The 14,975-nt window shown below is 65.1% G+C and carries 10 protein-coding genes; all 10 read right to left on the reverse strand.

Annotated features, from left to right (window positions below; translation table 11 throughout):
* Nucleotides 1-2,766: discoidin domain-containing protein (locus B3T77_RS04790; RefSeq protein ID WP_292077734.1), on the reverse strand; the 2,766-nt coding region annotated here is incomplete at its 3' end.
* An 18-nt stretch (nucleotides 2,767-2,784) separates the two neighbouring features.
* Nucleotides 2,785-3,600 carry a carbohydrate ABC transporter permease gene (locus tag B3T77_RS04795; RefSeq protein ID WP_292077736.1) on the reverse strand — a complete coding sequence of 272 codons (816 nt, stop codon included), beginning with the start codon at nucleotides 3,598-3,600 and terminating at the stop codon, nucleotides 2,785-2,787.
* Nucleotides 3,597-4,541 carry a carbohydrate ABC transporter permease gene (locus B3T77_RS04800; protein WP_292077738.1) on the reverse strand — a complete coding sequence of 315 codons (945 nt, stop codon included), beginning with the start codon at nucleotides 4,539-4,541 and terminating at the stop codon, nucleotides 3,597-3,599. Before B3T77_RS04800 ends, B3T77_RS04795 begins: the two co-directional genes overlap by 4 nt.
* Nucleotides 4,538-5,806, reverse strand: a complete 1,269-nt coding sequence (locus tag B3T77_RS04805) for a sugar ABC transporter substrate-binding protein (RefSeq protein ID WP_292077741.1) — start codon at nucleotides 5,804-5,806, stop codon at nucleotides 4,538-4,540. Before B3T77_RS04805 ends, B3T77_RS04800 begins: the two co-directional genes overlap by 4 nt.
* On the reverse strand, nucleotides 5,803-7,269 hold the full coding sequence (locus tag B3T77_RS04810) for a glucoamylase family protein (RefSeq protein WP_292077742.1): 1,467 nt from the start codon (nucleotides 7,267-7,269) through the stop codon (nucleotides 5,803-5,805). Before B3T77_RS04810 ends, B3T77_RS04805 begins: the two co-directional genes overlap by 4 nt.
* Before the next feature lie 75 nt (nucleotides 7,270-7,344).
* A complete protein-coding gene (locus B3T77_RS04815) occupies nucleotides 7,345-10,380 on the reverse strand; it encodes a TonB-dependent receptor (RefSeq protein WP_292077744.1) in 3,036 nt (1,011 codons plus the stop codon).
* Between the two features lie 49 nt (nucleotides 10,381-10,429).
* Entirely contained in the window at nucleotides 10,430-11,500 is a 1,071-nt protein-coding gene (locus B3T77_RS04820) for a LacI family DNA-binding transcriptional regulator (RefSeq protein WP_292077747.1), read from the reverse strand.
* A gap of 355 nt (nucleotides 11,501-11,855) precedes the next feature.
* A complete protein-coding gene (mmsB, locus tag B3T77_RS04825) occupies nucleotides 11,856-12,812 on the reverse strand; it encodes a 3-hydroxyisobutyrate dehydrogenase (RefSeq protein WP_292077749.1) in 957 nt (318 codons plus the stop codon).
* Entirely contained in the window at nucleotides 12,787-13,836 is a 1,050-nt protein-coding gene (locus B3T77_RS04830) for an enoyl-CoA hydratase/isomerase family protein (RefSeq protein WP_292077750.1), read from the reverse strand. The genes mmsB and B3T77_RS04830 overlap by 26 nt, the downstream gene beginning before the upstream one ends.
* Complete coding sequence (locus B3T77_RS04835) at nucleotides 13,833-14,969, reverse strand: isobutyryl-CoA dehydrogenase (protein WP_292077752.1); 1,137 nt, start codon at nucleotides 14,967-14,969, stop codon at nucleotides 13,833-13,835. The genes B3T77_RS04830 and B3T77_RS04835 overlap by 4 nt, the downstream gene beginning before the upstream one ends.
* Between the last annotated feature and the right edge of the window lie 6 nt (nucleotides 14,970-14,975).

Here is a 14,975-nt window from a genome sequence, read left to right on the forward strand (position 1 = left end):
CATCAGGAAGTCCAGCACATGCAGCGCTCGGTCCTTCTGACCCAGCCGCACATAGGCGCCGACTAGCCGCCATTCGTAGGGGGTGTAGTCCTTCCACGCTGTGCGGTTGGTCAGACGGTTCTGGAAGTTTTCCCAGTAGCGATCGAAGGTTCGCGCCATAAGCCCGGGCGGCAGATTATCCTGTTCGCCCGCCGGCGACAGGGCGATGGTGGTTGAGGTGGCGTCGAAATCGCCCCGGTCCGCAGCGCCGGCGATCCAGTCAATGCTATGATGGGCCGCCGTCGCCGTGATCGACGCCCGGATGTCGGCGGCGAACTGATCCCGCGCCGCCGCATAGCGAGCGGCGGCGTCCGCATCGCCCAGAGTTTCGGCGATGAAGACCGCGTCCTTGTAGCCCAGCAGGCCCCAGAAATCGTCCCAGTAGGAATACGCCGCCTTGTCCGAATAGCCCTCGTGACTGATGGTCGGCGGCAGCAGGCCATATAGGTGACGCTGGTCCGGCGCCTGGAAGGCCGCCGTCCGGGTCGAGGCGCGCAGCTCGTCCATATAGGCGATCGCCTTTTGCACCTGCGGCCAGACCTGGCGCAGCAGGGCTTCGTCCCTGGTGTAGCGATAGGTCTCGGCGGCCAGGAAAACGAATTCGCCGTGGCTGTCGTTCTCAGGCACCGGATCGGCGCCGCGCGCATCGACGCAGCACGGGACCTTGCCGTTCTCGAACACATAGGGGGCGTACCAGCGCAGATAGTCGGCCGAATGCTCGGCCATGCCCAGCCGGTTCAAACCCTCGGCCATCATGGCCCCGTCGCGGATCCAGGAACGGTTGTAGCTGCGTGTGCCCGGCTGAAGGATCGGCCCCTGACGCGACATCAGCATGTGGGCCAGCGACGATTTCAGCGCGTCCTCGATCCGCTGGGCGGCCGGCGGCAGGGTGAGGTCCACCCGATCCAATTTCGCGCGCCATTCGGCCGCCAAGCGGGCCTCGACCGCACCCAGTACAGCCGCCGCCTGCCCCACCGGCTCGGGCGCCAGCGCGTCGCCGGATAGCTGCGACACCCATCCGACCGTGCGCGTTTCTCCGGGTTGCAGCATCACTTTATAGGTCAGGGTGCCGGCGGCCAGACCCGTGGCGTCGGTCGTCGTCATGAGCTCGGCGGCCGGTCGCCGCGCGGATGGCAGGATCAGGGACTGCGGATCGCTGCCGGCGTCGAAGGTCGCCAGCGCGACCTGATCCGGTGCCGCCAGCGGCTGAACCCGCACCGTGTCGTTTAGCTTCAGTTCGGCGCCGTCCCAGCCGATCGTCTCCACCGGGCTGACGCCGCCTGGAATGGCCAGGAACTGACGCGGCGCATTCACCTGCATCGGGCGCGCGGCCAGGGCCAGGGTCAGGGTGCGCGGCCGGCTGGAAGTGTTGGTCAGGTCGTAACGGCCCCAGAGCTGCGCCTGATCCGCCGGTCCGTCGGCGAAGCTGGTGATCTTCAGCGTCCAGTCGTCGGCGGTCCAGGTCACCGACGGGATCGGCAGATCGCCGTCCTTCAGCCCCTGTCCTATATTGACGTCGGCCCAAGTGATCAGCCGCCCGTTATCGACCACGAAGGGTTCGATACTGGGTCCGGCGCGGCGGAGCTCGATGGCGCCATCCTCGCCGATCAGGCCGCTCTCCCCGCCTCCATCGACCCCGACCAGGGTCCAGTAGGACTGCTCGCCGGAGAAGCCGCGCGGATAAAGGCCGCGGCGGTTTTCCTTGGTGACAGCTTCCAGAAAAACCGTGGAGTCCGCGCCGAACGTCAGCGGTTCGACCTCGATCTCGTGCAGCGCATAGGTCGTGGCCTGGGCCGCGCCCAGCCGCTGGCCTGCGCCGGACGAACCGACCACGTCCGGCGCCGGAACGGGCTTCAGCGGCTCCAGCTTCAACCAGCGCGCCGTCGCCTCGGGCGTCCTCAGCCAGTCAATACCGCCATTGCCGCCCGTGACCGTCGTCAGCGGCCGCCAGTCGCGCCCATCCAGTGAGGAGGAAACGCGATAGTCGCTCGCCGCCCCCCGGTCGGACCAGCGCAGAGTCAGCCCGCCGAACTCGCGCTCGTAGCCCAGGTCCAATGTCAGGGCCGACGCCTCGCCCACCGGCGGGGTCCAGGCGGTTTTCGAGTCGAGATCGACGGCGTTGGCGGCGGTCGACGCCGTTCGTCCATCGCTGGCAACCGGCTGGGGCGGGACCGGCGGATCGACCGGCAGGGCGCGCAGGATCAGTTGATCGATCTCGACCGAGCCCTTGCCGCCCTCGGCCGCGACCACGACAAACTCGACCCGCTCGGCGCGACGCAGGATCGTCTCGGGACTAGGCCCCCAGGCCTTGGAGACCTGCCGACGCTTGATCACGAACCGGGTCCAGCCGTCGGGAAAATCGTAGCGCGCCGTCTGCTTCCACCAGACATTATCGGCCGAGGCGTCGGTCAGCTTGACCTCGAAGGTATTGGTCGGCCCTGCGCCCCGCACCCAGAAGCTGATCTCGTAGTTGTCGGGCAGGTCGAACGGCAGCGGCCGGCTGAGCACCGCATAACCCGCCTTGCCATCGAAATCGTAATCGAGCCGCACCGCTTTCCCGTCATGGCCGGCGACGGCGGAGACGGCGGCGTGAACGTCGGTCGAGGCGCTGGCTTCCCACCGCGCTGCGTCGTCCATGTTGTCGAGAACGCGCGTCTCCTGGGCGACGGCGGGCGCGGCCAGAGCGAGGGTCAGGACCGAGGCGGCGGCCAGCAGGAGGTTACGCATACGAACTCGCAGTTCTGGTCAGCCCTTCACGCTGCCCGCGAGCATGCCGCGGATGTAGTAGCGTTGCAGGGCGAGGAAGAGGATCAGCACGGGCGCGACCGTGACGACGGCGCCGGCCATCATCAGTTCAATGTCCTGCACATGCTCGCGCGACAGGGCCGCCAGAGCGACCGGCAGGGTATAGTTCGACTGATCCGTCAGAATGATCAGCGGCCACAGAAAGTCGTTCCAGCTGCCCAGAAACACGAACAGGCCCAAGGTGACGATGATCGGCTGCAAGGTCGGCAACACGACGCGGCGGAAGATCTGGCCCTCGCTGGCGCCGTCGATCCGGGCGGCCTCCAGCATCTCATCAGGAATGCTCAGCGCATACTGGCGCACCAGAAACAGGCCGAAGATCGACGCCAGCCATGGCACCAACGCCCCGGCGTAGGTATTCACCAGCCCCATCCCCTTCAGCATCAGGAACAACGGCAGGGTGCCGATCTGGGCCGGCACCACGAGGGCGGCGACCAGGAACTGGAACAGCCGCTCGCGCCCGGCGAACTTCAGCTTTGCGAAGGCGTAGCCGGCCGGGACGGTGAAGCCGAGCGCCAGGATGGTCGCCAGTGTCGCCAACGCGAAGCTGTTCCAAAGATACCGACCCATGCCCTGGTTCAGGAACAGGTCGCGATAATGCTCCAGCGTCCAATGTGACGGCAGCAGCGGCGGCGGGAAGACGGCCGCTTCGCCGGTCGCCATGAAGCTGACCGACACCATCCAGACCAGCGGGAACAGAACGACCAGCGCGATGAGGGCGACGGCAAGGTTCAGCAGGATGGCGCGGATTTTCATTGATACGCCCCTACGCGCTTGGCGACCGCCAACTGGACCAGGGTGATCGCCAGGATGCACAGGAACAGGACAAAGGCGACGGCGCTGGCCGACCCCAGGTTCCACCATTTGAAGCCCTCTTCGTACATGAAGTAGAGGACCGTCACCGTGCTCTGGACCGGGCCGCCTTGGGTCATCACATAGGGTTCGGCGAACAGCTGGAAGAAGCTGGCGACCGAGATGATCGAGACCAGCAGCATGGTCGGCGCGATGGCCGGCAGCGTCACATGGCGGAACTGCTTCCACGGCCCGGCGCCGTCAATGCGCGCGGCCTCATACAGGTCGTCCGGCACGGTCTGAAGCACCGCCAGGAAGATCAACATGTTGTAGCCGAAGATCTTCCAGACCACGAACATCAGGATGGCGGGGATCGAGGTCGAGGGATCGCCCAGCCAGTCCACGGCCGGCAGGCCAATGCTTTCCAACCCCCAGTTGATAACGCCGTAGCGGGTGTGCAGCAGATAGCGCCACACCACCGCCGTCGCGACCAGGGTCGTGACATAGGGAGCGAAGAACATCACCCGCCAGATCGGCCGCCACTTCACGACCCGCGCGTTCAGGATCACCGCCGCCGCTAGGGACGCGGCGATGGACAGGGGCACGCCGAGGATCGCGAAGGTCAGGGTGTTCTTCATCGCCCCCCAGAACAGGGGATTGGTCAGCAGCCGTTCATAGTTCTGCAAGCCGACGAAACGCAGATTGTCCAGGTTCGCCAGGGCGTAGATGTCGAAATCGGTCAGGCTGAGCAGCAGGGCCGCGATCACCGGAATGGCGAAGAACAGACCGACGGCGAGCATGGCAGGGGCGACGAAGGCCCATGCCGCCCGCTCGCGGGCGCCGCGTCCGCGCGACGGCCTGACCTTCGTCCCCGCCTTGGTCAAAGTGGGATCGACGACGGTCATACGGCCCTGCCCTGTTCCATCATCCAACGACGCTTTTCCAGCAGGCGGTCGGCGCGGCGATCGATCTCGGCGGCGGCGGTCTCGGGGCTGTACTCGCCGCGCACCATCCGTTCTGCGACGATCTGCATCTCGGTCACGATCCGCTCCCATTCCGGCACCTTGGGCACCGCTTTGGCGCGCGCCAGTTGCCCCCGGAACGGCGCCAGCATCGGATCGCGCTCGACGCCCGCGATGTCCCAGGCGCTCTGGCGCGCAGGCAGGTCGCCGACGATGGTGTTGAACCGGGCCTGCACCGACGGCTCCGACAGATAGCGGACCAGGGCCCAGGCCGCCTCCTGATGCGGGGAGTATTTGAATACCGCCAGGCTGGACCCGCCCGGCGCCGAGGCGCCCAGGCCATTCGGTCCCGGCACGCCCGCCGTGGCCCAGTTCGGCTGGAACGACGCGGGCAGCTTGCTGCGGAAATCGCCCACGCTCCACGGGCCGGAGAAGTAGAAGCTGAAATAGCCCCTGGCGAACTCGGTCCAGACGTTGGAAATCTGCGTCGACGAGGCCAGCGGCGCCAACTGCTCGTCGAACAGGCTGCGGTAGAAGGCCAAGGCTGAGACGAAGCCGGGGTTGGAGAAGTTTCCGCGCGTATCCCGATCCCTCAGCAGCGGCTCATCGATCTGAAGCCCGAAGGTCAGAAGCTGCTCGAACTCGTTCAACGGCAGCAGGATGGCGTAGTTGTCGCCGCCCGCCACACGCTTGATCGCATGCATGGCCCGCTTCCATTCGGCCCAGTCTTCGGGCGGGGCGTCGAAGCCGGCCCGCGCCAGCAGATCCTTGCGATAGAACAAAAGCCGTGTGTCGACATACCAGGGCGTGGTCATGGCGCGGCCGGCGATTTCGTTGGTCTCCAGCACTGCCGGAAACTGGTCAGTCAGCAGGTTCGCGGCCTCGGCCGGGGTCGGCGACAGGGCGCCGATGGCGGTCAGCTCCGCCACCCAGGTGTTGCCGATCTGGCTGACGTCCGGCAGCGAGGCGCCGGCGTAGGCGGTCAGCAGCTTTTCGTGCGCCGCCGTCCACGGCAGGGGCTGGACCGACACGCGGACGCCCGGATTGCGGCGCTCGAACTCGGGCATCAACTGCCCGACAGTCCCGCCCTCATTGCCCATGGCCCAGAAGCGCAGCACGGTCTCGCCGTCACGGCGCGGGGTGCAGGCCGCAGCCGCCCCTCCCGCCATCAGGGCCAGAGCGCCGCGCCTGTGGGCCGTCGCCATCATGCGTTCATCCAGCCGCCGGTGAAGCCCGCGATGTCGAGCGCGCGGCGAATATTGGGCTCGCCGCGCATATAGCGCCAGACGAACTCGGACCTGTGATTCTCGGTCATGATGACGATCGGCCCTTGGTCGATGCCCAGATAGTCGCCGTCCACCCAACCCACGCCGTCCACGATCTTGCCGTGCTGCAGCGGCCCGTCGCGCACTGTCAGTGTTGGGTTGAAGCTGTCGAGGAAGCCCCACTCGGTATAGATGCCTGAACCGTATTTCTGCTTCATCGCCTTGACACAGGGCACGACGATCTCGGGCGCGAAGGCGATGGAGCTGGCCGCCGCCGTCGGCGCGATGGTGCCGTCGTCGCGCTCGCCCGGACCGCGCGCGGAATAGCTGAAGAACTCGCGCTCTTTGCCGTCGATGACTTGTTTGAAATCGCCCGGCCCGTCGCAGGCCGTCAGGCCCCAGACCTCAGATGAATAGCCCGCCCAGCCGCCAGGGTTGTCGTGGGCGTATTTCTGCTGGGCGTAGACGGCGCGGCGACTGTTTTCGAAATAGTCGAGGTATTCGCCCAGTTGGGCAGACTGCCCGCGCATCCAGGCGTCCTGAATGCCGCGGAAGTCGATGAACATATGGCTGTACTGGTGCCCGAAGATGGGCGCGAAATTCAGGTGCCAGCTGCCCCAGCGATCGGTCCAGCTCTCGTCATAGCTGGCCGCCCATTCGTGCCACACATTGACCGACACCGGATGGGTCGGGCTGCCGATGGCCAATAGCAGCACCAGCATGCCCTCGTTATAGACGTGCCAGTCGGACGGGATAAAGCCGCTCTCTGGGTGCCAGCCCATGGTGATGCGGTTGTCGCGGATCACGGCCCACGGCCATTCGATCCGTTCGTAGATGGCTTGCGCCTTCTGACGGATTTCCGCCTCGTCAGCATGACGGCCGTCGAAGTAGCGGGCGGCGAACAACATGCCGCCGATCAGCAGGGCTGTATCGACGGTGGACAGTTCGTTGGTTCGGTAGCGAAGCCCCGTCTCCATATCCAGGAAGTGGTAGAAGAAGCCCTTGTACCCCGCCGTGCCGCTGGCCTCTGGACCCTGCGGCAAATCATGGAAGAAGCGCAGCGTCGTCAGGGTCCGCTCGCGCGCCTCGGCACGGCTCATCCAGCCGCGCTCGACGCCCACCGGCCAGCAGGTCAGGGCGAACCCGACCGCCGCCACCGAACAGAAGGACGGCGTCGGCCAGCGATCCGGCGTCAGACCAGTCTTGCGATCCGTGACCTTCTCGAACCAGCGGAACGTCCGCTCTTGAAGTTCCTCAATCTCTTGATCCAGCCGCATCGGCCGTCTCTGCGTCCCATTGACCGCCCCCGTCGTCGCCGCCTGCTGCGCCGCCGCCATCACCGGAAATCCAACGGCCATAGCCGCCGCGCCTGTGGTGGTCCGCATCAGGAAGTTTCGACGATTCATGGGCACGCTCACTGGGTCTCAATCGAAAAAGAAGGGCCGCCTCGCAACAAGCACGAGGCGGCCCAGGCTCAGGATTTAGAAGGCGTAGCGGGCGCCGATCTGGAACGTCCGCGTCGGGAACAGCACTGAACTCGGGCGGCCAAAGTTCGGGTTCGGGTTCGTCGCCGAACCCGTGCCGCCGTCAAAGCCATTGTAGTTCTTGAAGTTGAACACGTTGATGGCGTCCACATAGACCGACAGCTCACCAGCGCCCGGCACGTCGAAGTTCTTCGTCAAACGGAGATCGAGGTTCCGATAGGCGAAGGCGTTCGGCAGGAAGAACTGCTCCTTCTCCGGATAGGCGCCATAAGGGCGATAAACGAAGTTGGCACCGCGTCCGTCAAACACATCAAAGGGCGTGCCGGAACCCAAGGTCAGAATGCCGGACAGCTGGAAATCGAGCGGCAGATCAACGATGCCGTTGGCCACGATACGATGACGTTCGTCGTTTGCCGACGAACGCATCGGCGAGCTTTCCACCGAGAAGCAGTCGAAGCAGAAGTTATCATTGCCGCCGTTCTGTTCCGCCTTGGACAGCGTATAGGCGATGTTGACGCCCCAACCGGAGTCACGCGTGTAGCCCTTGTCCAGCTTGACGTAGAGCGCCTTAAACGTCCGCTCCTTGTTGTGATCGGACACCAGATATGAGCGGTAGGGGTTCGTGCCGCCCGGGCCGCAGAAGCCGCCGTTGTCGCCGAAACCATTGCCGTCATTGCCGCGCGTTGGTTCACGGCAGCGGTTCAGATACTGCCAGGTGAACTCGTTTTCGGTCTTGCCGTAGGCGAGGGTGAACTCGGTCTGCCAATCGCCGACCCTTTGACGCACACCCAGGTTGAACTGATCCGTGCGGGGTGGTTCGAAGTCGTTCTTGAGCAGAAAGGCTTCACCCTTGGCCGGGATGTTCGCCAGGATGGCGTCAAGTCCAGCCGTGGTCTCGTAGGACGCATTCCACAGGATCGGATCTGCCGAGCTTCCGTCCGCCACGCCGGCCGGGCGCCCTGTAATCGAGAAGAAGACGTTTTGCGTGAAGTCGAAAGGCTTGGCCAGTTCGTCGAAGGCGAAGTTGAACTGCACGCGATCATAATAGCGACCGGCGCCGCCGAACAGAACTGTGCTGCGATCGCCGAAGACATCATACGAGAAGCCAATGCGAGGCTGGAAGGCCTTTTTGAACGGGTCACGATTGTCGCCGGTCGAGATGTAGTCGTTGATGTTGAACCAGCTCGGCGCATAGCCGGCAGGCTTGCCGCCATCGGTCGAAGCGATCCACTGGTTGAGCCCTGCGACCACCGAAGCGGGCGTGACATACTTCTTGTTATCGGCGTTGGTCTCGTAGTCCCAGCGCAGACCCAAATTCAGTTCAAGCTTGTCCGTGATCTGCCAGTCGTCCTGCGCGTACAGGCCGATGACGGTGTTGGTCAGGTCAACCGTGGGGAATTCGTTGCCCAGTTGAACACGATACGGGACGGCGGCATTGCCGCTGGCTGTGCCGTTTAGGTCATAGAAGAACTCGGGATTACGGCCGAACTCCTTGGCGACCTCATAGTCTTGGCGGCTGACCTTGGCGCCCAGCTTGATCGTGTGATTACCGTTGAACTGGATGTCGTTGAACGTCAGATCGTTGCGGATGGTCAGCGCGTTGTCGCTGATGTCCTGACGGCTGCCGGATCCACCAATGTTCAAGATGGAGACGCCGCCGAACGGATCATAGCCGTTTTCGAAGATGCGATAGCTCCGGCCGATCTGGTCGAAGTTCACAGCGGTCGGGTTGTAATTATAATTGCGGTAATCGACTGCCAACTCGTTCAAGAAGCCGTCGCCCTGCCATTGATAACGTAGATTGGCGCTCTTGGTCGTCTGCTGCAGACCGCTTGCGCGTTCGATGGAGTTTGCGCCGCCGACGCCCGTCACATCTGCTTCGTCTCGATAGGTGACGCTCAGATCAATGAGATGCCCCTCTGCCGGCTGGAAGCTCAGTTTGCCGAAGTAAAGGTCTTCCTCGAACGGCGTGGCGAAGGTGCCGATATATTGACCGAACTGACCGACATAGGCCGGGTTTTGACGGCCTAGCGTCACGGCAGCCGCGCGATTTTCTTGCTTGTGCTCATAGCTGCCGAAGAAGTGCAGCTTGTCTTGAATGATCGGCCCGCCCAGAGCGGCGCCGTATTGCTGAACTTCGAGCGCGGGCTTTTCACGGCCTGCCGCACGCGAAAACTCGTCTTGCTTGATGAAATCTTGGTCCCGATAAGTGCCGAAGATTTCGCCGTGGAACTCGTTGGTGCCGGAGCGCGTCACGGCCGTGATGATGGCTGACGAGGCCTGCTCGTATTCAGCCTTGAAGTTCTGGCTGACAACGCGGAATTCCTGGACGGCCGCCTGCGGGAACGGATTGCCGCGGCTGTCGTCCTGACCGACGATGCCCCCGGCGATAATGTTCGACTTCAGGCTGGCGCCGTCGATGAAGGCGTTGACGGATTCCGCCCGCTGACCACCGGCGGTGATCTGAACTTCGGACTCGTTGGTTCCGACCCGCACGCCCGGCGCCAGAGCCGCGAAGTTTAGGAAGTTGCGGTTGATCTGTGGCAGGGTTTGGATTTGCTGGGTCGTGACGTTGGTGGCGTTCTCAGGCGTGCGCACCTCGACCAAGCGACGCCCGGTCACGACGATGTCGCCCAGGTTGGCCGCATTGGCGTCAGCCGCGCCGGCCGCTGCGCCTGCCACGGCCAGATCCAGGTTGCCGACCTGGCCGACGCCGATGGAGACCGTGTCCGACGCCGTCTCATTTTCGGCCGTCGTCGCCGTGATCTCATAGGTGCCGGGACGCAGGCCCGACAGCGTATAGCCACCCTGCGCGTTCGCTGTGGTGCGGCTGGTGAAGCCGGAGGCGACGTTGCGGGCGACGATGGTGGCGCCGGCCTCGACCGTCGCGCCATCCGTCACATTGCCTCGAATCGTCGAGGTCGCGACCTGCGCCTGGGCGCCGCCGACGACCGCCATGCTGATGGCAAGCGCCGATGCGGCGGCCAAGGCGACCTGACGTGTCGCGGCCTTACGCGTGTTGAACTGGGTCATCCTGAGCTCTCCCCTCCTGATGGGATCGGTTTTCAGCGACATGGCTGGCCTACCCTTTGTTGAACCTGGCGGACGAGGCCGCCGCGGTGGACTGGCGTTCGACCAGGATCGGCCGAACGATTTCGCAAGCGGTGTCCGTGGCGTCGGCGGTCGCGCCGGCCTGGACCAGGCCGATCAGGCGTTCGACGCCCCTTCGACCGATTTCCGCGATGTTGACGCGCATGGTGGTCAGCGCAGGCCGCATCAGGCCGGCGATAGGCACGTCATCGAAGCCGACGACGGCGATGTCTTCAGGACAGCGCACTCCGGCCTCCTGGAAGGCCAACAGGGCGCCGACGGCCATCATGTCATTGGCGGCGAAAACAGCGTCGGGCCGCTCTGTCATGGCCAGAAGCTGGGTCGCCGCGCGATGGCCCGAGGCTTGGGAGAAGTCGCCCTCGACGATGATCGGGTCATGACCGTCCAGCGCCGCCGTATAGCCGGCCGCACGCGTGTCCGCCTCGATGTTGCCGGCGGCGCCGCGAATGTGAGCGATGCGCTTGCGGCCAGTGGACCGCAGATGCTGGACCGCGCCGACGGCGCCGCCGTGGTTGTCGATCATGATGGACGCCCGGCCCGGCTCGGCCGCGCCGCCGTTCATCAGAAGGACCGGCATCCGACCGGCGAACTCTGACGACAGGTTCGCCGCGCCCAGGTGAGGCGACAGCACGATCATGCCGTCCACGCGCCCGCGCATCGAACGCACGGCCGCCAAGGTGTCTTCCGCGCCGTCATGCGAACTGGAGACGATCAGATGCTTGCCGTGGGCGCGGGCGGCCAGGTCCATGCCCCGGATCAGCTCGGAGAAGAACTCGCCGAACAGGTCGGGCAGGATGACGCCGATCGTGTCGTTCTTGCTGGTCGACAGGCTGCGGGCGCCGAAGTGCGGGACATAGCGAAGGTCCTCGACCGCATCGAGCACCCGCTGGCGCGTCGCGTCCGAGGTCACGCCCAAGCCGTTCAACACACGAGAGACAGAAGCAACCGACACATTGGCGCGTTCAGCCACGTCGCGCATGGTGGCGGCCTTGGCGAAGGGCTGGCCCTCCTGCCGTGCAGACGCAGCGCTAGGCGCGGCCATGTCCAATCGAATTCTCCCTGCTCCCTATCGTCCCGGCCCCTTTTCGAAGATCCGTCGATAAGCGATGTAAGCGGTTACATGACACAGGAGCAATGTGCGCCGCAAGCACCGTTCAGCCGCATTTCAGGCGATTTTCGATCTCTGCTAGAGCCGCTTCAACGGTCAACGAGAGCTAAGTTGCTGCTTTGACTTCACTCTTCGCAGGCTCATTCCGGCGAACGGAATAAGGCGAACGCGGCAGGCGCGCGCCTTGGTCGCACCAGCCGTAGCGATCTGCGTCGCGGCCACCGTCTCATATGAAAAGGCCCGCGCCGCCGAAGCTGCACGGGCCGCAATCACAATGCGAAAGACGAATCTATGCCGGGTTAAGCTCATCCAGCTTGCCGCGCAGCATCTGCAGCATGGCGGAGAAATCGCGACCGCCATGCCCGATGCCGTCGAACAGGGCGTAAAGCGCCTCGGCCTGTGCGCCCAACGGCGTTGAAGCGCCGGATTTCGCCGCTGCGTCCTGAGCCAGCTTCAGGTCCTTCAACATCATGGCCGTGGCGAACCCGCCCTGATAGTCGCGGTTCGACGGCGCGGTCGGCACCGGACCCGGCCAGGGATAGTAGCTGGTAACGCTCCAGCACTGACCCGAAGACTTGGACGCGATCTCGAAGAACCGTTCGGGATCCAGACCCAGCTTTTCCGCCAAGGCGATGGCTTCGCAGGTGCCCAGCATGGAGATGCCGAGCAGCATGTTGTTGCAGATCTTGGCCGCCTGCCCCGCCCCATGATCGCCGGCGCGGATTGTGATGCGGCTCATAGGCTCCAGCGCCGCCTCGACGCGGGCGAAGTCGCCCTCATCGCAGCCGACCATGAAGGCCAGCGTGCCCGCATCCGCCGCCGCCGTGCCGCCTGACACTGGCGCGTCGGCAAAGGCGTAGCCAGCCGATTTGGCAAGACCGGCGACCTTGCGCGCGGTTTCAACATCGATGGTCGAACAGTCGAGCAGCAGGGCGGTCGACGGCGCAGCGCCGATGATCTGTTCGGAATAGACCTTCAGTACGTGCGGCCCGGCCGGCAGCATGGTGATGACCACCTCGGCGTTCTTGACCGCCTCGGCGACCGATCCAGCCGCGACGCAACCGGCCGCCACCGCCCGTTCCAGCGCCTGCGCCGACAGGTCGAAGGCGGCGACCGCATGGCCCGCCTTGGCCTGGTTCGCGGCCATGCCGCCGCCCATGTTGCCCAGGCCGATGAAGGCGATCTTGGTCATGGTGTCTCTCCCTTTGTCGGCGCCGTGGTCAGGCCAGCGGCGTCCATTTTTCATTGTCCGGCGACGGTGCAAACAGCGCATCCAGCGTGTCGTCGGTAACGCCCGACAGGTCCGCCGGGGACCATTTAGGCGCATTGTCCTTGTCCATGATCACGGCCCGCACACCTTCCTGGAAGTCGTGGGTGCGCACCACGCGGCCGCCCAGGGCGTACTCCATCGCCATATTGTCGGCAAAGCTGGTCAGCGTCGCGCCCGTGCGGATCTGGCGCAGCGAGACCTTCAGCGACTGTGGCGACTTGGTCTTCAGCGTTTCCAGCTGCTTCAGCGCCCACTCCGACCCGTCCGCCTCAAGCGCCTGAAAAATCTCCTCAACCGTGTCGAAGGCGAACAGCCGGTCGATGGCCTCGCGGTGGGCCGACAGCGGTGCAGGCCCCGCGTCCCCGGCGTGGCGCGCCACGACCGGCGACGGATCGGCGGTCTCGCCCATCAGATCGGCCTTCAGCGCCTCGACACGATCTGCGGGCACGAAGTGAGTATGGATGCCAAGGGCCACCGTATCCGCCGCCTTCAGCCGCGCGCCTGTCAGCGCCAGCCAGACGCCGGTCTGGCCCGGCAGGCGCGGCAGGAACCAGCCGCCGCCAACGTCGGGGAACAGGCCGATCCCGGTCTCAGGCATGGCGTAGGTGGTGCGCTCGGTCGCCACACGAATGCCGGCCGGCTCGGAAATGCCGACCCCGCCGCCCATGACGATGCCGTCCACGATGGCGATGATCGGCTTCGGATAGTCGAACATTAGGTGGTTCAACCGGTACTCGTCCACGAAGAAGGCCTTGGCCTCCGACGCATCGCCCGCACCGCTTTCGGCGATCATGCGAATGTCGCCGCCCGCGCAAAAGCCCCGCTCGCCGGCGTGGTCGATCAGCACGGACTGGACGGCCGCGTCGCCGCGCCAAGCCAGCAGCGCCTTGGTCATCGCCTCGCACATCGCCCGGTTCAGTGCATGGATCGCCTTGGGTCGGTTCAGGGTGATGCGACCGACGCCGTTTTCAATCCGGGTGATGACTTCGGCGTCGCTCACTTGGTCATCTCCCGTGCGATGATCACTCGCATGATCTCGTTGGTGCCTTCCAAGATGCGGTGGACCCGCAGATCGCGCACGATCCGTTCCAGCGGATAGTCCTTCAGATAGCCGTAGCCACCGTGCAGTTGCAGGGCCTCGTCGGCGATCTTGAAACAGGCGTCGGTGGCCAGGCGCTTGGCCATGGCGCACCACTTCGTCTTTTCCGGATGGTCGGTGTCGATGGCCCAGGCGCCACGCAGCACCATCAGACGCGCCGCCTCCAGGTCCGTGGCCATGTCCGCCAGCCGGAACTGCAGCGCCTGGAACTCGCCGATCGGGCGGCCGAACTGTTTGCGGGTGGCGACGTACTCCTGCGCCGTCTCCAGCGCCAGCCGCGCCCCGCCCAGCGAACAGGCGGCGATGTTCAGGCGCCCGCCGTCCAGACCGGCCATGGCGTAGCGGAAGCCCGCCCCCTCTTCGCCCAGCAGGTTGGCGACCGGCACGCGACAGTCGTCGAACTGGACGATGGCGGTCGGCTGGGCGTTCCAGCCCATCTTCTTTTCCTGCGCGCCGAACGACAGGCCGGGGGTGCCGGCCTCGACCAGGATCGCGCTGACGCCCTTCGGACCCTCGCCGCCCGTGCGGACCATGACGACATAGACGTCAGACGTGCCCGCGCCGGAGATGAACGCCTTGGACCCGTTCAACAAATAGTGGTCGCCGTCGCGCACGGCCGTGGTCCGCAGCGCCGCCGCATCCGACCCCGAGCCCGGCTCGGTCAGGCAATAGGAGGCGATCTTCTCCATCCCCACCAGCGACGGCACGAACCGGCCGCGCAGATCGTCCGACCCGAAGCGATCGATCATCCACGTCGCCATGTTGTGGATCGAGACGAAGGCCGCCGTCGCCACGTCGCCGCGCGACAGCTCTTCGAAGATCACCGCCGCTTCGACTCGGCCCAGGGCCATGCCGCCGTGCTCCTCAGCCGTATAGATGCCGCAGAAGCCCATTTCGGCCGCCTGTTTCATCACCTCGACGGGGAAATGCTTATCCTCGTCCCAGCGCGCCGAATGCGGCGCCAGTTCGGCCTCGGCGAAGGCGCGAGCGGCGTCCTGAATGGCGCGCTGATCGTCGTTGAGAGCGAAATCCATGACGAC

The sequence above is a fragment of the Brevundimonas sp. UBA7838 genome (genome assembly GCF_002500885.1).
GTDB lineage: Bacteria > Pseudomonadota > Alphaproteobacteria > Caulobacterales > Caulobacteraceae > Brevundimonas > Brevundimonas vesicularis_C.